Below are 19213 nucleotides of genomic sequence, written 5' to 3'. Positions count from 1 at the left end.
GGGGGGATCCGCACCCCCCTTATCAAGGGGGGCAGGGGGGATCAGAGGCAAAATCTCTCTTCGATTTAATTATAACTACTTACTTAAGTCCTAACTTTTATCGTTACCGATCGCGTCATGTTGGAAATTACAGACCTAAAAATTGCCTACCCGACCGAATTAAGTTCTCGCTCCTGGGCGATCGATGGGGTATCTTTTAGTATAGGCAAAGGGGCAACTCTGGGATTAGTGGGTGAATCTGGTTGTGGAAAATCGACCATTGGTAAGGCTATTTTAAGGTTATTACCCAATCACACTCACGTGGAAGGTGAGATTAAATTTGAAGGGCGATCGCTTTTATCTTTGTCTAACAAACAGTTAGAAAAGTTTCGCGGGGAAGCGGTGGGATTAGTGTTTCAAGATCCGATGACGCGACTGGATCCGCTGATGACTATTGGCGATCATTGTGTGGAAACTTTGCAAGCTCATCGACGAAATTTAACCTATCGTCAAGCTAAAAATCAAGCTTGTACTGTCCTAGAAAAAGTAAAAATTCCCGCTAATCGTTGGTCTCAATATCCTCACGAATTTAGCGGAGGAATGCGGCAAAGAGTGGCTATTGCTTTAGCTTTATTATTAAACCCTAAGTTAATTATTGCCGATGAACCTACCACCAGTTTAGATGTGACAGTTTCGGCGGAAATTCTGCGGGAATTAAAGCGTTTATGTAGCGAGGAAGAGATGGGATTATTGTTAATTTCCCATGATTTAGCGATGGTGGGAGAATATTGCGATCAATTAGCGGTAATGAAGGGGGGCAAAATTGTCGAATCGGGAGCGGTAAAAACAGTTTTTAATACACCTCAACACCCCTACACCCGTTCTCTTTTAGCCGCTGCTTTACACCTACAGTTACGGGAGGAAAAATCAACAGCAATTCAAGGCAAAGAAACGGTGTTAAAGGTAGATAATTTAAAACAGTATTATACCCTAGAAGGTAACTTTTTAGATAGTTTTTTCAAAAAAGAAAAGAAATTTATTAAAGCAGTGGATGAAGTCAATTTTGAACTGTATCGAGGGGAAATCTTCGGTTTAGTTGGGGAATCGGGGTGTGGGAAAAGTACCCTATCGCGAACCCTATTACAGTTAATTAAACCCACCGGGGGAAAAGTGGAATTTTTAGGAGAAGATTTAACCCCTTTGTCGGGGGAAAAAATGCGTCCCAAACGGCGCTTAATGCAGATGATTTTCCAGGATCCCCTCGCTTGTCTCAATCCTCTAATGACGGTGGGGGAAAGTATTGCCGATCCGCTTTTGATCCATCAAAAAGTTAGTCTAGAAACGGCAAAAAAACAGGTTTTAGAAATGTTAGATCGAGTCGGTTTGACACCGGTAGAGGAATTTTATCGACGCTATCCTAGGGAGTTATCGGGGGGACAACAGCAAAGAGTAGCCATTGCTCGCGCTTTAATTACTCGTCCGGAATTAGTTATTTGTGATGAACCGGTTAGTATGCTCGATGCTAGTGTCCAGACACAGGTTTTAGAGTTAATGTTAGAGTTACAAAAGTTATTTAATCTCACTTATTTATTTATAACTCATGATCTTTGGTTAGCGAGATTCCTCTGCGATCGAATTGCGGTGATGACTGCGGGTAAAATAGTTGAAATGGGTGACACTGAACAGATTTTTAGCCATCCCCAACACCCCTACACCCAAAAATTAATCGCCGCAGCCCCGAGAATTTATCCCGACAGCAACTAAAATCGCTCTAGGGGTTTATAATTGTTATCATCTAGATATGGTTAGGAAAGACAAAATGGCCAGACAGCTTCAGATAACTCTCCCTGAAGATACTATACAACTTCTCGATCGATGGTTGGCGAGTAGTGATTATCCTGAAAAAGAATATAATAATTTAATTAATGAAGCGATTAAATTATATATTATGGAACCACCGAGAAACTACCTCAAGCAACAATTAAAGGAAGGAGCTATTGTTAGAGCAGAAAGAGATTTAAATTTAGCACAAGATTGGGTTTCTCTAGAGGAGTATTTATGGTAATAATGATTATTTTCAAAGTCAAAAAACTGCTGAAAAAATTTGTCTTTAGTCTCCAAGAGGAAGGATGGAAACCAGCACTCAAAAAGACGAAACGAAAAATCATTAAAATTCTCACGGGAAAGAGTTCCTCTGAATTTGAAGAACAGGTGATCGAAAGTGCTAAACTAGCTGAACCGCGACCCCTAGAAATTGCCAGTAGTGATGATCCTTTAGTCTCAATTATTATTCCTGCTTATAACCAATTTGCCTACACCTTTAACTGTTTGGAATCCTTAAGTATTAACCTAAGTCCTGATTTAGCTTATGAAGTAATTATCGTTAATGATGCTTCCACTGATGAAACTTTAGAACAATTAGCCACTTTAGTTAAAGGAATTAAAGTATTAACTAATGCGGAGAACTCTGGTTTTATTCGCTCCTGTAATTATGGAGCTAGTCAAGCAAAAGGTCAATACCTATATTTTCTCAATAATGACACTCGTATTCTGGAAAATTGTCTAGAAAGTTTATTGAAATTAATCGTCAATAATCCCCAAGTTGGTGCGGTGGGTTCTAAGTTAATTTATGCTAATGGTAAACAACAAGAAGCGGGGGGAATTATCTGGAATTCTGCCGATGGTTGGAATTATGGACGCTTAGATAGTCCCGATGAACCAGAATATAATTATGTGCGTCCCGTGGACTATTGTTCGGGGGCCAGTTTATTAGTTCCTACGGACTTATTTAAGCAATTAGGTGGTTTTTGTCAAGACTTTATCCCCGCATATTACGAAGATACAGACTTATGTTTTGCCATCCGAGAATTGGGTTATCAAGTCCTCTATCAACCCCAATCTAACGTTATTCACTACGAAGGAATCACCTCGGGAACAGACCTTTCCAGTGGGATTAAACAATATCAAGTGATTAATCAAACTAAGTTTCGAGAAAAATGGTCAAAGGTATTAACTAAACACCTAGATAACGATGCTAATAATGTCCCCAAAGCTGCCCGACGTTTACAAGGAAACCCGACAATTTTAGTCATTGACTCCTACGTTCCACTATACGATCGAGAATCCGGCTGTGTGCGTTTATTAAATATTCTTAAGCTACTGCTCAATTTAGGCTATTCAGTGATTTTCTTTCCCGATAATGGCTATCCTGAACAACCCTATACTTCCGTCCTGCAGCAGCTAGGAATTGAAGTTATTTATGGCACAGCGCAAAGATATAATCTAGAAGAAAAATTAATCAAATATTTACCCCTGATAGATGGAGTTTGGTTGTGTCGTCCCGAATTGTGCGATAAGTATATGGACTTAATTCGCTTAAAAACAAAAGTGCCAATTATTTATGATACAATTGACCTGCATTTTCTACGTTTAAAACGGCAAAAAGACTATCTCGATCCCAGTTACCAAAATACTAGCTGGAGTTGGGAAACCTATCAGAAATTAGAGTTAAACTATGCTAATCAAGCGGAAGCAACCGTGGTAGTAACGGAAGACGAAAAGCAGGTTTTATCCTCTTTAGGAGTGAAAAATGTTTGGGTAATCCCCAATATCCATGAAGAAATTTTCCTGTCAGAAAAAGTTGCTTTTGACCAGCGATCGGGTTTAGTATTTATTGGTAGCTACAATCACCCTCCTAATATTGATGCAGTTAAGTGGTTATGTTTAGAAATTATGCCCTTAGTTTGGGCATCCCGTCCTGACATTATCGTTAATTTATTGGGAAGTAACCTCAAGGATGAAGTGAAAGAATTAGCCAATGATCAAGTAATTGTCACCGGTTATGTTCCCGAAGTAGAACCCTATTTTCAAGAGAGTCGTATTTTTGTTGCTCCCCTGCGATTTGGTGCGGGAATGAAGGGTAAAATAGGTCAAAGTCTTTCCCTAGGATTACCCACTATTACCACAAAAATTGGTGCCGAAGGTATGGGATTAATTGACCACCAGGATGTTTTAATTGCCGATACTGCCGAGGAATTTGCCCAAGCAGTGATCGAACTCTATGATAATATGAAATTGTGGCAAAAACTCGCTGATAATTCCCTAGAAACTATTAAGAGATACCAACCCGCTACCGTGCAAACTAACCTACAAGCTTTGTTATCTAATCTAGGAATTATTGCTAAAGATAGTTAACAAGAAAAAAGCTCACTTCTCCCAGAGGTCTATTCTATGTCACCGAAATCAACTCTAGAATCCGCAATTTTTCAGAATTAAAAACCTATTGAGAAAGTCGGAGTTTTCTAGAAGTAGTTCCCGACTATAACCCCTCATTTCTCTCGAAAAAGTTGGCAAGAAAATCTAAAAAACTTGGCAATTAATACCAGTTTATGTCTGATTAACGACTGAATTATTATTTTTTCCTTTTTCCTTTCCCCTTGAAAAAATATGCCGACTTATCCTGATATCTCCAGTCAAGCTTTTAAACATCCTCTAGATCAGCAAGCTGAACAGACCTTAAGATCAGTTCCGGGGTTTGACTTATTAGCGAAAAGTTTTTCCGAATATCTCTATGAACGTCCCCAGCAAATTTTATTAATGGGCAATGATTTAAAAGTTGGCCCGCGTCAATATGCTACTTTATACGGTATATATCGCCAATGTCTGCGGGATTTAGATATGTCCCCAGAACCGAATCTTTATGTCACTCAAAACCCTTTAGCCAATGCCTATTCTTTGGGTTCGGAACATCCTTATATAGTCTTTAATACTGCCCTTTTAGACCTCTTAGATGAAGAAGAAATTCGGGTAATTCTTGCCCACGAATTAGGTCATTTAAAATGCGATCATAGTATTTTAATTCAAATGTCTTTTTGGGTGATGGGGGCGGCTAATTTTCTTGGAGACATCACTTTAGGACTAGGAAAAGCCATTACTACTGGTCTAGTTTATGCCTTTTATGAATGGCGCAGAAAAGCCGAATTATCAGCAGACAGAGCCGCTTTATTAGTCACCGATGATTTAAATTTAGTCCTGAGAACTTTAATGAAATGTGCGGGAGGAAGTCAAAAATATCTGCATGAATGCAACTTAGAAGAATTTATTCGCCAAGGGGAAGCCTACCGACAATTAGACCAAGATAACTTAAACCAGATTTATAAATTTCTCATTTACAATGGCGGTAATGGTTCCTTTTTAACCCATCCTTTTTCCGTGGAAAGAGTCCAGTATCTACAGCAATGGTTTAACTCGGAATCCTATCGTCAAATTCGCCGGGGAAACTATGCCAAAACAGGGGTAAAAAGCTCAATTAATGTTGATGCTAATGATAGCGAAAGCGAAAGATTGCAGCGACAAATAGCAGAACTACAAGCAGAAATTGAACGGGCAAAAAGACAAAGAAACCGTGAATAATCTATAACAGCCCATAACTCAGCCAAATCAGCCAAATTAGCGGAAAAAGTCGAGCGGGGGGAGAAAAACTGGTGAGCAACCAGCAAACCCTAACTATTAGTTTTCCTGATTGATAAGCTGTACTGCATTTAAACTATGTATTGAAAATTTTAGTACAAATGCTCAAACTTCCTCTCTCTGTTCCAGCGCTTACTGTTTATACTAAATCTGGTTATTAAAAACTGATTATTTATTCTCCCTTTTGCATGAGTGCCTCTTGCCTTTTGCCTCTCCTCATAACTAGCCTATACTTAACGGATTTAGTATTACTGATTACTGATCACTGAAAATGCGCTCGTCTGTGTTTTGGCGATTTGGTCGGTACAATAGAGATAGGGGAGACCAAGAATAGCAATTCTCCCTAGTATTATCTATACACACTTACCCCCACTCTCTTTTTTTTGTTCTACTGCCCATGCTCCAAGATACCCAATCCATTCGTTACTATCAAAGACTAACCGATGACATGGTGGATCTTTGGCACCGTGGCTCGCGTTTTGATGAGATCCGGCTATATGTTGAAGGCTATTTAGCCTGTTTACGCGATTCTAGTTCCATAGAACCCTATCTGATTCATCGTCTCGAAGAAGAAATATTTCGTTTTCTGCGAGATCCTTCTAATTTTGAATATCTCTCCCCCCAAACCCAAACCCAAACTGAAGCAGATTATGGCTATTATTAACCTTTAGTCTTGCCTCATCTCCACAAGCAACTTAAATGCGCGGACAGCTGATCAGGACAGTTGGGGATTTTTACGAGAGATTTACTGAGCTTGACAGGAACGAGATTGGGTCATCTGTAGGACAATAGTATCGATCGCTTTCACCAGAGCCTGTCCGGAAACCCGTTGATTATTAACGATAATGCTAAATAACATCGGTTCTTGGTTGGGGTTTTCTAGATAACCGGATAGGGCCCGCACACCGGTAAGAGTGCCAGTTTTAGCGTAAACTGTGCCAGTAGCGGCCGTCTGACGCATTCGGTTTCTCAGGGTGCCACTAATTCCCGCCACTGGTAAGGAAGCATAGAAAGTGTCGCGATTAGGAGAATAATACATCACCCGCAAAATTTCCACGATCGAGCGGGGAGTAGCAGTATTACGACGGGATAATCCCGAACCATCAGCTAAACGAAAACCACTGGGATTGATGCCCAATTGTGCCAAGATGGCAGTAACATTTTTAGAACCGCCAATAAAGCGAAAAAGAGTTTCAGCGTAGAAATTATTACTTCTCTGATTAGTGATATTCACCCAATCGCGCAGGGATTTTTTTTGAATTGTCGTTTCCGGGTTCATCGCTTGTAAAGCGGCAGCCGTGGTAAATAACTTTGTATTAGAAGCAGGGATAAAATAGCGATCGGCGTTATGACTATAAATGACCGTTTGGCGATCGATAGATTCGATTAATATACCCCACTGATTGGGAGCTTGACCGATAATTTTATCGATATTTGCCCCAATCAATTGAGTACAGGTATTATTATTGGTGTTATTGTTTTCTGGCGGGGGAACGTATAATTCGATGGATTCGTTCGACGAGGAAGGAGCGGGATAAACAGACAGATTAACTTGAGCGATGCCAGGGTAGGCTAAGGCGATAGTGGCTACACTGGCCACTGTCAGGGAATTAAGGCAATTGAGGAGTTGTTTCATGCTGTGTTTGTGTAAGAGTCTGGTTTCCATAAGCGTTCGCCCTATTGTACCAGTTGCCGCTCCAGTGTCAAAGTTACCTTTCTAACAGATTTTAGCGGCTAATTTTCGGCAATGCCAGAGAAGAAAGCTGGCAATAGCCCGGAACTGCACTGATACCGCTTCTCAAGACCGGTTGGAATTTTTCTGGGTTCCAAAACCGGGCTATTTTGATACTGTTGACATTGCTGCTGACAATTTGGGGATAATAAAAGCAAAGTATCGGAAAAGGGATATCAGACCCATGTATTCTGTCTCAGATGACTCCAAAACAATGACGAATACCAGCCGTCAAACTGTGCTAGAGACGTTCAACTTACAAAAAACTTATCGGACAGGATTCTGGTTAAATAAAAAAATCGAATCCTTGAAAAACTGTACTTTAATTGTCCATGAGGGCGAAACCTTTGGATTATTAGGCCCGAACGGGGCCGGCAAAACCACGCTCTTAAAAACCCTTTTGGGGATTGTCCGACCCACTTCTGGACGGGCCTTGATTCTCGGTCAGCCAATTGGCGATCGCTCGGTCAGGCAACGCATCGGCTATCTTCCCGAAAATGCCTACTACTACGACTATCTCACCGGCTGGGAATTCCTACAATTAATCGGCGGCATTTTTCAAATTCCCTCTTCTGTGCAGAAAAAACGCATTCCTGAATTATTGGATTTAGTGGGATTAGACCGCAAAACTGCCCAGAAAAAACAATTGCGTCAATATTCTAAGGGTATGACGCAACGGATCGGTATAGCTCAAGCATTAATCAATGATCCCGAATTAGTCTTTTTCGATGAACCGATGTCGGGACTGGACCCTATCGGTCGCTATCAGGTGCGAGAAATTATTCACTCCCTCAAACAACAGGGGAAAACCATCTTTTTTAACTCTCATATTCTCTCCGATGTGGAACAAATTTGCGATCGCATTGCCCTGTTGGCCCGGGGAGAATTACTCTGTGTCGGTTCCCTCGATCAAATTCTCGGTCGTGCTGATGTCTATCAGGTGATTGTTCAAGGTGGTAGGGAGGAGCAACTACAGCAATGGCTCCTCGGTTTGCATTGGCGCGATAATTGTTGGCACGGACAATTACAGGGAGAACCCGATGCTTTTCTGGCTGCCCTGTCTAGTATGGATGCTCGCTTGATTAGTCTTAATTTAGCTCGTGCTTCCCTGGAAGAATTTTTTATCGACCAATTACGTCAGCGCGGTATTGCCTCTAGTCAATAGGCACTCCCAGAGCAAATCCGTTTTTAATAGTAGCCAAGAAACATCCTCTCAGATTTGGTCAGGATTAATGCCCAATTCCCGCAGTTTATTGGCTAATCTTTCCGCTCGTTGTTTTTCCTCGTTATAGCTGGTGAAAGCTTGTCCATCGGGATAAAAAAGCAACATTTCCGGTTCTCCCAACTGAAAACGAATGCCTAAACGGGGACTAACCCAATTATCGAGAGTTTCCAGAATTTCTAGCTGATTTTCGCCTCTTATCCAACCACTGGCATCATTTTTATGGGGATCATAAAGATAATACTCCTCGACCCCATAACGGTCATAAAATAGCTGTTTTTTAGCCATTTCCGTGAGGGTGTTACCCGGAGAGAGGATTTCAAAAACTACCTGGGGACTAATGTTATTTTCTAGCCATTGTCGATAGGAACCTCTTTCCCCTTTTGGTCTTCCAAAAACCACCATGATATCCGGCGCTTGACGCAGTTTATTATCATTTTCCACGGGATACCAAAGTAAATCCCCCGCAACAAAGACATCAGACTGCTCGCGAAATAGCCAGTCTAAATTAGTTTTAATTGTCGTAATCCAACGAAATTGCAAGGTATTATCGGCCATGGGTTGACTATCGCTATCGGGGTAGATAATTTTAGTGACGTTAGTTTTATCTAGTTGCGAAACCATAAGACTAAGTTAAAAGGGAAAAATATAATTCTATAATAGCGGGCATTTGTATTATATAGCAATTAGTACAAAAATCTTGACAAATAGGATAACTTGTGCATTACTATATCTCGCTCCATCCTGATATTTTTCTGAAGCTAGAAGGGTATATTAAGAAGGTGAGAGATTCCGATCAACGCTTATTGAGATAAATCTATATGCTTATTTACTTTATTCATGGAGTGGCCACAAGAGACGCTAGTTATGCCAATAAATTAATTAAACTAATTGAAGAAGAATGTAAACGCAAAAATCTGGCGATTCCCCACTGTTATGCAGGATTTTGGGGAAATGTTCTCAAAGGAACCGAAAAATTATGGCGAGATATTGACCAAGAATTACAGACACAAAAACAGAAAAATAGTAATTTTAATCCCGAGCAATCCTTTCGCTATCAAAATTTTAGAAAAGAGTATTTATCTTATTTTATCGGTGACGCATTTAGCTATTTAGGCAGCGATCGAGGAAAACAAATTCGCCGCATTATTGCCGATCAATTAATCGATCTTGTTCAAGCTTATCCCCAGGAAAGCGAATTACATATAGTCGCGCATTCTTTGGGTACTGTAATCCTTTGGGATCTGTTATTTTCTGAGCGTTTTGATCCTCAGGATCCCGCTCATAAAATTCGTGATCTTATCGGTAAAGAACGGGGCAAACTTTCCCTATCTAGTGTGACAACAATGGGTTCACCGATCCCATTTTTAAATTTAACTTTAGGCATTGATACCAATCAAATTGAAAAATTTATTAGCCAGCATCAAAGTCAGCGTTTGCTCTGGAATAATCTGATCAATTCCTCCGATATTATCGCTTATCCAATTCGTCCTCTTTTTGATTCTATAACCGATGTATCCAAGATTTTAATGAGCGATTATTATCTAGAAGCGACTGGCAATATTTTTGATTCTGTAGAAATTGCTGCCGTTGTCTTGAATTCCCTTAATGCTCATACTTATTACCTAACATCAGATAAAGTGGCTAAAAATATCGTAGAGACAATTTATTTCGGTCAGCAGGATTATAATCAGGGTAATAGTTACAGTAATAACACTTGTGTTGATATTGCCATAGAAAGAATAGCCAAAATATCTGGAGTGACTAAAGATATGGTAAAAATGAAACCTTTAAAAGAAAAAATATTACTAGAAGGTAAATTTAAAGATGCCAGTGGTTATATTTATTTAAGCTCAGATATATATCGTGTCCATCATGTTTATATACAGGACAATCACCAAAATATCGTATATGCTGTATATGTGGGCTGGATTCATGTAGAGGGATTGAAAAATTCTGTTACAGAAATCATCAGACATCTATGTTATGTCAACGATGAAGCCAAGAATAGCTAATAGCATGATGTACCAGACAATTTTTTAATTTTCCCTGCGCTATACTGCCATTATTGAGATTAAACCAGCATTTATGAATCAATCCCCCCGCATTCTAGCACTCGATTTTGATGGTGTTCTTTGTGATGGCATGATCGAGTATTTTCAGATTAGCAAACGCACCTATGAAACCCTTTGGCCGGAAATAATTCCCGAGGATTTTTTCCCGAGGTTTTCGCAACTTCGTCCCGTTATCGAAACTGGTTGGGAAATGCCTTTACTGTTGCGATCGCTCGTTCTCGGTATTCCCGACGAGGAAGCTTTAAATAATTGGCCGTCAATTCGGCAAAATCTGCTAGAAAGGGAGAAAATAGCGAAAAAAGTTCTCTCAAATGCTCTCGATGGTCTTCGGGATCGATGGATTGAGTCGGATCTAGACTCTTGGTTAACTTTACATCAATTTTATCAACCCGCGATCGATCGTCTAGCCTCTCTTTTAGACTCGGATTTTTTGGTTTATATCATCACTACCAAAGAAAGTCGTTTTGTCAAGCAATTGTTACAAAAAGTAGCAATTAATTTTCCAGAAGCGAGATTAATTGGCAAGGAAATCAAACAGCCAAAATACGTCACTATTCAGCAAATACTAGCTGATTTACCGGAATCTCCCGCTAATTTGTGGTTTGTCGAGGATCGTCTCGATGCGTTGGAATTAGTGGAGCAACAAGCAGATTTAAACGATGTGGGCTTATATTTAGCCGATTGGGGATATAATACCGCTCAAATGCGCCAAAAAGTCGCTCAAGATACCCGCATTAAGCTGTTATCCCTATCTCAATTTGCGGCAGACTTCACCCACTGGTAGAGTCAGTAACGAGGAATATTACACAGATAACCGGTAACTGATGCTGCTATACTAAAAAGCGTAGTCGTTATGAGTTGCATTTACGGTTATGACTGTCGAAAATTTAGTCGTTATTGGTTCGGGACCCGCGGGATATACAGCGGCGATTTATGCGGCGCGTGCGAACTTAAAACCCTTGATGTTTGAGGGTTTCCAAGCGGGAGGCATTCCGGGGGGACAATTGATGACCACCACAGAAGTAGAAAATTTCCCCGGTTTTCCCGAAGGAATCACCGGTCCGAAACTGATGGAAAGAATGAAGGAACAGGCCGAAAGATGGGGGACCCAATGCTATACCGAAGATGTTATCTCGGTGGATTTAAGTCAGCGTCCTTTTATCATTCGTTCCACGGACCGGGAAGTTAAGGCCAATAGTATTATTATCGCCACGGGAGCCACTGCCAAACGCTTAGGATTACCCAGCGAGGCCCAATTCTGGAGTAACGGCATTTCCGCTTGTGCTATCTGTGACGGTGCTACACCGATATTTAGAGAGGAAAACCTCGCTGTCATTGGTGGCGGTGACTCGGCGGCAGAAGAAGCCGTATATTTAACTAAATACGGCTCCCACGTCCATTTATTAATTCGCGGGGAAGCGATGCGTGCCTCGAAAGCAATGCAGGACCGGGTGTTAAATAATCCGAAAGTTACCGTTCATTTTCACACCCAAGCGGTGGATGTGTTCGGTACAGGCAGTAAAATGGCAGGATTACGCATTAAAAACTCGCAAACGGGAGAAATCAGTGAATTAGCCGTTAGAGGGTTATTTTATGCCATCGGTCACACTCCCAATACTTCCCTATTCCAAGGACAACTAGAATTAGACGAGGTGGGTTATGTGAAAGTCAAACCGGGGACTGTTGCTACCAGCGTCGAGGGGGTTTTTGCCGCAGGAGACGTGCAGGACCACGAATACCGTCAGGCCATCACTGCCGCAGGTACGGGTTGTATGGCGGCGTTATTGGCAGAAAGATGGTTATCGGAGCATAATTTAATCCAAGAATACCGTCAATCGGCAACTTCTGAACATTACGAGACGAAAACCGTTAGCGAAACCCCGGCCGATACGGAGGAGACTTTTGATATTCACAAAACCCGTCACGTTGGGGGTTATGCTTTGCGGAAATTATTCCACGACGGCGATCGCTTGTTAATGGTAAAATATGTTTCTCCCACCTGTGGCCCCTGTAAAACCCTGAAACCGATTTTAGATAAAGTGGTCGATGAGTACGATGGCAAAATTTATTTTGTGGAAATTGACATCGAAGCTGACCCAGAAATTGCCAAAATGGGTCAAGTAACTGGGACTCCCACGGTACAATTCTTTAAGGATCGGGAATTAGTCAAGGAAATGCGCGGAGTCAAACAAAAAAGCGATTTTCGTCAAGTAATTGAGAGTTATCAATAATCAGTTATCAGTTATCAGTTATCAGTTATCAGATGTGAGTTTTTAGTTTACTGTTTACTGAAAAAGCTCCCTACACCCCACACCCAATTTCATAATTCATAATTCATAATTCATAATTCCCTATGCTAGAGGCCTTACAATTTGATTTTATGCGCCATGCGATTGCTGCGGGAATATTAGTTAGTATTGCCTGTGGGATTGTGGGTACTTTGGTAGTAGTTAATCGTGTGGTTTTTATCAGTGGGGGAATCGCTCATGCTGCCTATGGAGGGATAGGAATCGGTTATTTTTTTGGGATTAATCCTGTGGTGGGGGCGATATTTTTTACCTTTTTTTCGGCTTTAGGCATGGGATTTTTACAACGTCGCATCCGGGAGAGATCTGATACTTTAATCGGGGTGATGTGGGCAATTGGTATGGCGATTGGGGTAATTTTTATTGATTTAACCCCCGGTTATAAAGCTGATTTAATGAGTTATCTTTTTGGTAGTATTTTAACTGTACCGAGGGATGATTTATGGATAATGGCAGCCATAGATATATTAATTATCACCTTAGTTAGTATCTTTTATAAGGAGTTGTTAGCCATATCTTTTGATGAAACCTTTGCGATTATTCGTAATATTCCCGTGGAGATAATTTATTTAGGTTTAATGGGAATAACCGCTTTAACTATTGTGGCAGTAATGCAGGTGGTAGGATTAATTATGGTGATTGCTTTGTTAACTATTCCCGCCGCTATCAGTGGACAATTTGTTAAAAATATGAAGGGAATGATGATCCTAGCGATTATTTTAGGAATTGTCTTTACTTTAGTTGGTTTATGGTTATCCTATAGTTTAAATCTCACCTCGGGGGCGACAATTATTTTAGTGGCAGGATTGGGTTATTTAATCAGTCTTGCTTGGAAACCTTTCATCCTCACTATCACCAGAAAAATAGCTAATCTTTAAAGCTCTCCCGTAGTTGTGGTGATATAGCATTTATCTTAATAGTGAGGTATGAGGTTTTTATTTTGGGGAGACAGGAGCCGGTTGTCAATAGCAAATTAGTTTATACTTCATCTTTATGAGAAACGCCCTAATTTAAAGAAAAAATACCAAATCCGTTTTAATCACGATGATGATGAAATCCCGAAAGATATACTGTGACTAGATTTATCAACAATTTTGGTCAGCGGATTTGGTAAAATCATCTGATTAATCGAGTTCATCAAACAAAAGTTCCTCTAGAATCGGTCCCATACCGTCATCATCGGGGGAAACTAATTCAACTTTCCCTTCCCCATCACCGACAGCTAAGAATAACAAAGGAGCAAGGGGACTGTAAATCGAGTATTTTTGGTCTTCGGAAAAGAAACTGGCGAGAAATTGCAATTCTTCCGGCTCTGATGACGAGGAGGGTTCATCGCTATCGATTTCTAAACTGAGAACATTATCTTCTTCTAGGGGCGGTAATTCACCACTAACAGTTAAGGTGTGAGCAGTGGGTTTGAGCAATAGGTCTAATTCGGCTAAAACTGCCTTAGCATCGGCGAAAATTCGCTCGATTTCCTCGCTATCTTCGATTAAGAAGGCATCAGATTCTTCTTCCTCCGATTCCTCATCCCAAGCTAGTATCATCACCGGGGTATCCACGGGGACAAGAAGCATATAGGTAAGGTCATCGGTTTCATAGGCATTCTCAATATAACAGTCTAGCGATCGACCTTGCTCATCCCAGAGGGTTATGACATCCGCTTCTTCGAGTTCGTTTTCTTGAAAATTAAATTGAGATGGGGACATAGGCTCTCAAACGCTACTGATTGAATCAGAATATCATGAGATGCTCCTCAATCAAACCAAGAATTCCGGTGCAAATGTTGAAACCCCTGCACATCAGTTAAATTGTATTGTAGGGGCGTGATGGTGATAAAATTCTCGCCAATAGCGCGCACATCCGTAGGCACTTGCGGGGGTAAATGGCTGTAGTCCGGTTGTTCGATATCTTCCACCACTTCCCCGATTAACCAGTAATAACTTTTACCCCTGGGGTCCAGTCTTTTCTCGAAGGTTTCCTCGTAGCGTCGCAATCCCTGCCTAGTGATTTTCACTCCCTTGATTTCGGCACTACTAACCGGAGGGACGTTAACATTGAGTAAAGTGGGAACAGGAAAAGGGTTAAGGGTAACTTTCCTGACTAACTTGAGGGCAAAATCCGCAGCCGGTTGGAAATCACAGGCTTTAAAACTAGCCAGACTAACAGCAATACTGGGAATACCTTCGATTAATCCCTCCATGGCCGCGGAAACCGTTCCAGAATAGAGGATATCAGTGCCGAGATTAGACCCGTGGTTAATGCCAGCTAAAACTAAATCGGGACGCTCTTTGAGGACGGCACTAAGGGCAAATTTTACCGAATCGGCGGGAGTTCCCGAGCAGGACCAGGCAATCACATCCGGATGAAAAATTCCTTCCACCTGTTCGGCCCGGATGGGATGGTGTAAGGTTAAGCCATGACCGGTGGCAGAGCGCTCGCCGTCGGGACAAACTACGGTGACTTGATAACCCGCAGTAGCGAGGGTGTTAGCAAGGGTGCGGACTCCTAGCGCGGAAATGCCGTCATCGTTACTGATAAGTAATTTTAAAGAGCGATCGCTAGTCATGGGAAATTTCTGCTCTACTGCGCCGGCTAGTGGTATGATGTAATAGTATTTTATCGTGGGTACGTAGCTCAGAGGATAGAGCACCAGGTTCCGGTCCTGGGTGTCGGGGGTTCGACTCCCTCCGTACTCGTTCAGTAATGTAGGTTGGGGGTTTATGGGGTTTTAGTTCAATTTCCCTACTTCCCAATTCATAATTCCTAATTCCTAATTCCCTTAGAGGGTTTGGTAAGCTTTGAGGGTGGCAGTTTTGACGCTTTCGGGGACGAGGGGAAAGGTAGTTAATATATGTTGAAATTCTGTTAGGTTTAATTCATACAAGTGGGCGACTATTGCATCTAATTTCGCTCTAATTGCCATTCTTGCTCCTTCTTCTGTGACTCCATTTTTATGGGAACCTATCCCCACTTCTTTCGCTAATTGCTCAAATTCTTCTGTGGTACAAATCAATTTTGCGGCATTTTCTACTATCTCCTGAAAGTATTTATCTCCTTCTTTTAATCGAGGGATAGGTAGTTGATATATGTAGAACATATTAATATTAGCAGATACTTTTTGTCTAAGCATCCAATCAATTAAAAAGCTGTTTAACATGGTAACGATGAAAAATTTGAATGCCTCATTTTCTTGAAAATTATTTTGTTCGTACTCACTAACAGATAACGAATTTCCGCAAAAAACTGATTTAGGTATCAGACTAGAAATTAAAGATCGTTCGTTTGTACTTGATGAAATTGACCGAAATCCTAAACGATAGGTTTGATAGTCTAAGATTTGACCTTTATCGACTTCACCGCGTTTTAATCTCTTCGGGTCTAATTCCCCGCCGCTCGCGGCGTACAATAGAAAAATGAGTGAATACATCCATAAGAGCCATAACGTAAGTGTTTTGCTATATCATTTAGTGTTCCCAGCCAAATATCGTAAAGCCGTTTTCGACGAACAGGTAGATAGCTTGTTGAAAGAAGTCTGTCTAGAGATGGAAAAACGATACGAGATAAAGTTTGTAGAAATTGGAGTGGATAAAGATCATGTGCATTTTCTGGTGCAATCAGTACCGACCTATAGTGTGACAAGGATAGTGACAATGATTAAAAGTATAACGGCGAGAGAAATTTTCAAAAAGTGTCCTCAAGTGAAAAAGCAGTTGTGGGGAGGAGAGTTTTGGAGTGATGGATATTACGCAAGTACGGTAGGAAAGCATGGGGATGAAGGTATGATAGCGAGATATGTAAAAGAACAAGATAAAGAATACCTGCAGCTACACCAAAATCTACAATTGAGTCTATTTTGATTCTGATACCCCGTCCGCTTGCGGCGGGGTAGTTCATTTTCTGCACCGATTCGCGGTTGACATCCTCGATGTGATTGCGTAACATCTGGAGACGGTTTTCTTGGGGGGTTCCCTGTACTTCTCCCAACTGAAAAGCGTGTTCTTTGTATAATTCAATACTGCGATTTTTTTCCGCGAGAATTGTCTGATAATTTTGCTCGGTGAGGGTTTGCATGAGATTAAAACTTTTTCCGTCCACGCGAATTAAACCGATGAGGGAATTTCCCGACATGATATTAAAATCAATATTCGGTAAGGGTTCCAATTCTGTCACCGATTGTGCGGCAGCAACTAAAGCGAGAAATAAACGCAGTTTCGCGATTTCCGTCGCTTCCTCCATGATATCGACACCGTAGAGGTTATCGGAAATAATTCTTTTTTTGATGTAATATCCGAGGGAGGAATGGGATTTTCTTACCTCTGTTAACCACTGTTTTAATTTACTGTCTCCCCGTAGTTCAATTGTCCCAATTACCGCGCTATAAATTGCGATTAATGTCTTCATCGCAGCCACTAAAAAAGCACCAGAACCACAGGCAGGGTCTAAAATAGAAAGCTGGGGAAGAATATCTTCAATCAGAAGCTGACAGAGGGGAGAATCGAGATTGATTAGTAGTTCAGAAATACTGGCAAATTGTTTGCGGGGATAATGTTGATTGCTTCTCTCGACAATCCATTTATTAATCGTCCTATCACAGAGATATTCGGTAATCTCCGGACGGGTATAGTAAGCACCGAAAGCTTTTTGGTTGATGTACTTTTCAAAGATATATCCCAAAACATCCGGGTTAATTTCGTCATCGCTTCCCCCCGGAGTGTCGTCAAGATTCCAGGAGTAACGGGAGAATAAATCGAGGATATTCTCAAATGCTTGGTCATCAATACAAATGTTTTGATAAATATTTTCGAGGGGATGTTGGAGAAATAATCCTCCGTTAAGATATTTGACTTTTCCCACCAATGCAGTTACTGTCGCATCTCGTTGGTATTCCGGTTTAGCGAATGCTTGGAAAAAGAGGGTTTGCAGAAACTGACGATAGAATAAATTTTCCCCCCGTCGTTGACTTGCTTGGAATTGGTTTTGCAGATAGTTGAAGTCGTTATCGATAAATCCCTTGCGCTGCAGGAAATAGACGAACATTAAACGATTGAGAATAACGGAAGTGTACCATTTTCGATCGCTTTCTCGATCGATTCCTTGGATAAAGGGGAGGAACTGTAAATGCTCTCGCTGAAATTCCTGATAAAATTTCTTGGTAATCTTTTCGATATCGAAACCTTTTTGTAAGCGATGGGCCACCTCCACCACGGAGGGTTCCCCATCTTCAAAGTCGGTGATATCGAGGACTAATTCCGCTAGTTTACCGAGAAATAAATCTCCCGGTTGTCCTTTTATATAAAGATGGTCACGGATATAACTTTTACTTCCCTCTCTTTTTACCCAGTACCATAAACTGCGCGTCCGTCCCCCATCGACGAAAATTAGCAGATTTTCGGCAATTCTTTCGATAACTTGCTGGTGAATTTCCCGACGAAGTTTCGCATCGGGTATATCGGTAGTTGTCACCTCTAATACTGCTACTCCGGACACTTCCGCAATTCGTTGACAGGGGTATTCTTGGTTGTCAACGGTGATACTAACAGTTTTTTTTGCGCGAGGATGAGACCATCCCAATTCCTCGATAAACAGTTCCCCAAATTGGAAGTTAGATAATAAGTCGCGAGTCCGGGAGAAGTTAAGGGACATACTAGACCTCTTGGAAATATCAAAAATTGTTGTTAGGGTTAGGAGTCAGGAGGTTTGATACCCCTAAATCCCCCTTGAATTGGGTTTGATCCCCCTAAATCCCCCTTGAATTGGGGGACTTGAATTGGTTATATCCCCCTAAATCCCCCTTGAATTGGGTTTGATCCCCCTAAATCCCCCTTGAATTGGGGGACTTGAATTGGTTATATCCCCCTAAATCCCCCTTGATAAGGGGGACTTGAATTGGTTAGATCCCCCTAAATCCCCCTTGAATTGGGTTTGATACCCCTGAATCCCCCTTGAATTGGGTTTGATACCCCTGAATCCCCCTTGATAGGGGACTTGAATTGGTTAGATCCCCCTGAATCCCCCTTGATAAGGGGGACTTAAGAAGGTTGAAATAGACCCAAGGAACAAATAATCTGAGGTTCTTGGGTGGATTCTTGTGGGTGAAGAATGCAGAGATCGTTATCTTTATATAAAGATACCAGTAAGTCTGCCAATTGTCGGTCACTGATGCCGGTTCTTAAACCACGATTTAAGCGATCGAGAGCCGACTGTCTAAGGGGATAATGATACAATTGGTCGAGAGCCTTGCATAAATCCTCATGAGCAAATAGATCATCCTTACTATCTTGAGAATACCTTTTTAAGCGCTCGTAGGTCTTAAATTTTGCTCCCGTCAATCGTCCCAATTTAGATCCGGAGTTGTTTTCCTCCTCCGCAATTAATTCTGTACCTTTTTGTACTAATTGATGGTGTTGGGGATGGGGGGGAATGGCCG

At 41.3% G+C, this 19213-nt stretch carries 16 protein-coding genes, 1 tRNA gene and 2 pseudogenes; 12 read left to right on the top strand and 7 right to left on the bottom strand.

The genetic code is table 11. The features are described 5' to 3' along the window. Positions 1 to 117 precede the first annotated feature (117 nt). The 5 genes from IQ234_RS13675 to IQ234_RS13655 all read left to right on the top strand — a co-directional run bounded on the left by IQ234_RS13675 (position 118) and on the right by IQ234_RS13655 (position 6112). Positions 118 to 1743, top strand: a complete 1626-nt coding sequence (locus IQ234_RS13675) for a dipeptide ABC transporter ATP-binding protein (protein ID WP_193957494.1) — start codon at positions 118 to 120, stop codon at positions 1741 to 1743. Between the two features lie 55 nt (positions 1744 to 1798). After that, positions 1799 to 2044, top strand: coding sequence for a hypothetical protein (locus IQ234_RS13670; RefSeq protein ID WP_193957493.1), 246 nt, complete (start codon positions 1799 to 1801; stop codon positions 2042 to 2044). Beyond that, on the top strand, positions 2038 to 4173 hold the full coding sequence (locus IQ234_RS13665; RefSeq protein WP_193957492.1) for a glycosyltransferase: 2136 nt from the start codon (positions 2038 to 2040) through the stop codon (positions 4171 to 4173). The genes IQ234_RS13670 and IQ234_RS13665 overlap by 7 nt, the downstream gene beginning before the upstream one ends. A gap of 252 nt (positions 4174 to 4425) precedes the next feature. Next, positions 4426 to 5391 carry a M48 family metallopeptidase gene (locus IQ234_RS13660; protein ID WP_193957491.1) on the top strand — a complete coding sequence of 322 codons (966 nt, stop codon included), beginning with the start codon at positions 4426 to 4428 and terminating at the stop codon, positions 5389 to 5391. A gap of 454 nt (positions 5392 to 5845) precedes the next feature. Beyond that, the gene (locus IQ234_RS13655; RefSeq protein ID WP_002739044.1) at positions 5846 to 6112 is read left to right on the top strand and encodes a DUF6761 family protein; all 267 of its coding nucleotides are present in this window, start codon (positions 5846 to 5848) and stop codon (positions 6110 to 6112) included. A gap of 81 nt (positions 6113 to 6193) precedes the next feature. Here IQ234_RS13655 and dacB read toward each other — a convergent pair whose 3' ends face one another. Then, positions 6194 to 7084, bottom strand: a complete 891-nt coding sequence (dacB, locus tag IQ234_RS13650) for a D-alanyl-D-alanine carboxypeptidase/D-alanyl-D-alanine-endopeptidase (RefSeq protein ID WP_193957495.1) — start codon at positions 7082 to 7084, stop codon at positions 6194 to 6196. 280 nt (positions 7085 to 7364) lie between these two features. Between dacB and IQ234_RS13645 the strand changes: the two genes are divergently transcribed. Beyond that, positions 7365 to 8345: an ABC transporter ATP-binding protein gene (locus tag IQ234_RS13645; protein WP_193957490.1), complete on the top strand. Its 981-nt coding sequence runs from the start codon at positions 7365 to 7367 to the stop codon at positions 8343 to 8345. A 48-nt stretch (positions 8346 to 8393) separates the two neighbouring features. Here IQ234_RS13645 and IQ234_RS13640 read toward each other — a convergent pair whose 3' ends face one another. Further along, positions 8394 to 9026, bottom strand: a complete 633-nt coding sequence (locus IQ234_RS13640) for a Uma2 family endonuclease (protein ID WP_193957489.1) — start codon at positions 9024 to 9026, stop codon at positions 8394 to 8396. A gap of 197 nt (positions 9027 to 9223) precedes the next feature. Between IQ234_RS13640 and IQ234_RS13635 the strand changes: the two genes are divergently transcribed. The 4 genes from IQ234_RS13635 (at position 9224) to IQ234_RS13620 (ending at position 13661) form a co-directional block, all read left to right on the top strand. Next, on the top strand, positions 9224 to 10417 hold the full coding sequence (locus tag IQ234_RS13635; protein WP_193957488.1) for a hypothetical protein: 1194 nt from the start codon (positions 9224 to 9226) through the stop codon (positions 10415 to 10417). A gap of 73 nt (positions 10418 to 10490) precedes the next feature. Continuing rightward, a complete protein-coding gene (locus IQ234_RS13630; RefSeq protein WP_193957487.1) occupies positions 10491 to 11261 on the top strand; it encodes an HAD family hydrolase in 771 nt (256 codons plus the stop codon). An 88-nt stretch (positions 11262 to 11349) separates the two neighbouring features. Further along, positions 11350 to 12708: a thioredoxin-disulfide reductase gene (gene trxB, locus IQ234_RS13625; RefSeq protein WP_193957486.1), complete on the top strand. Its 1359-nt coding sequence runs from the start codon at positions 11350 to 11352 to the stop codon at positions 12706 to 12708. Between the two features lie 122 nt (positions 12709 to 12830). Further along, entirely contained in the window at positions 12831 to 13661 is an 831-nt protein-coding gene (locus tag IQ234_RS13620; RefSeq protein ID WP_110579137.1) for a metal ABC transporter permease, read from the top strand. A 246-nt stretch (positions 13662 to 13907) separates the two neighbouring features. On the opposite strand, the gene IQ234_RS13615 is transcribed toward IQ234_RS13620, so the two are convergent. Then, a complete protein-coding gene (locus IQ234_RS13615; RefSeq protein WP_193957485.1) occupies positions 13908 to 14492 on the bottom strand; it encodes a DUF3727 domain-containing protein in 585 nt (194 codons plus the stop codon). A gap of 47 nt (positions 14493 to 14539) precedes the next feature. Beyond that, positions 14540 to 15352 (bottom strand): 5'/3'-nucleotidase SurE, encoded by an 813-nt coding sequence (surE, locus tag IQ234_RS13610; RefSeq protein WP_193957484.1) that lies wholly within the window; start codon positions 15350 to 15352, stop codon positions 14540 to 14542. 57 nt (positions 15353 to 15409) lie between these two features. Between surE and IQ234_RS13605 the strand changes: the two genes are divergently transcribed. Further along, positions 15410 to 15482: transfer RNA gene (locus IQ234_RS13605), tRNA-Arg, on the top strand. A gap of 83 nt (positions 15483 to 15565) precedes the next feature. Here IQ234_RS13605 and IQ234_RS21825 read toward each other — a convergent pair. Further along, on the bottom strand, positions 15566 to 15943 hold the full coding sequence (locus IQ234_RS21825; RefSeq protein ID WP_322743459.1) for a hypothetical protein: 378 nt from the start codon (positions 15941 to 15943) through the stop codon (positions 15566 to 15568). Positions 15944 to 16199: 256 nt separating this feature from the next. On the opposite strand from IQ234_RS21825, the gene tnpA reads away from it, so the two are divergent. Next, a complete protein-coding gene (gene tnpA / locus IQ234_RS13595) occupies positions 16200 to 16643 on the top strand; it encodes an IS200/IS605 family transposase (RefSeq protein ID WP_002740761.1) in 444 nt (147 codons plus the stop codon). A gap of 31 nt (positions 16644 to 16674) precedes the next feature. On the opposite strand, the pseudogene IQ234_RS13590 reads toward tnpA, so the two are convergent. Together IQ234_RS13590 and IQ234_RS13585 are read right to left on the bottom strand one after the other, a co-directional pair. Beyond that, positions 16675 to 18429: pseudogene (locus IQ234_RS13590) on the bottom strand (DNA methyltransferase); the annotation flags it as partial. 386 nt (positions 18430 to 18815) lie between these two features. After that, positions 18816 to 19213 (bottom strand): annotated as a pseudogene (locus IQ234_RS13585) (NgoFVII family restriction endonuclease); the annotation flags it as partial.

This window comes from Microcystis aeruginosa LEGE 91341 (assembly GCF_015206885.1).
Lineage (GTDB): Bacteria > Cyanobacteriota > Cyanobacteriia > Cyanobacteriales > Microcystaceae > Microcystis > Microcystis aeruginosa_H.
Note: the sequence above shows the minus strand (reverse complement) of the source record. Positions and strands in the feature narration are given on the sequence as shown.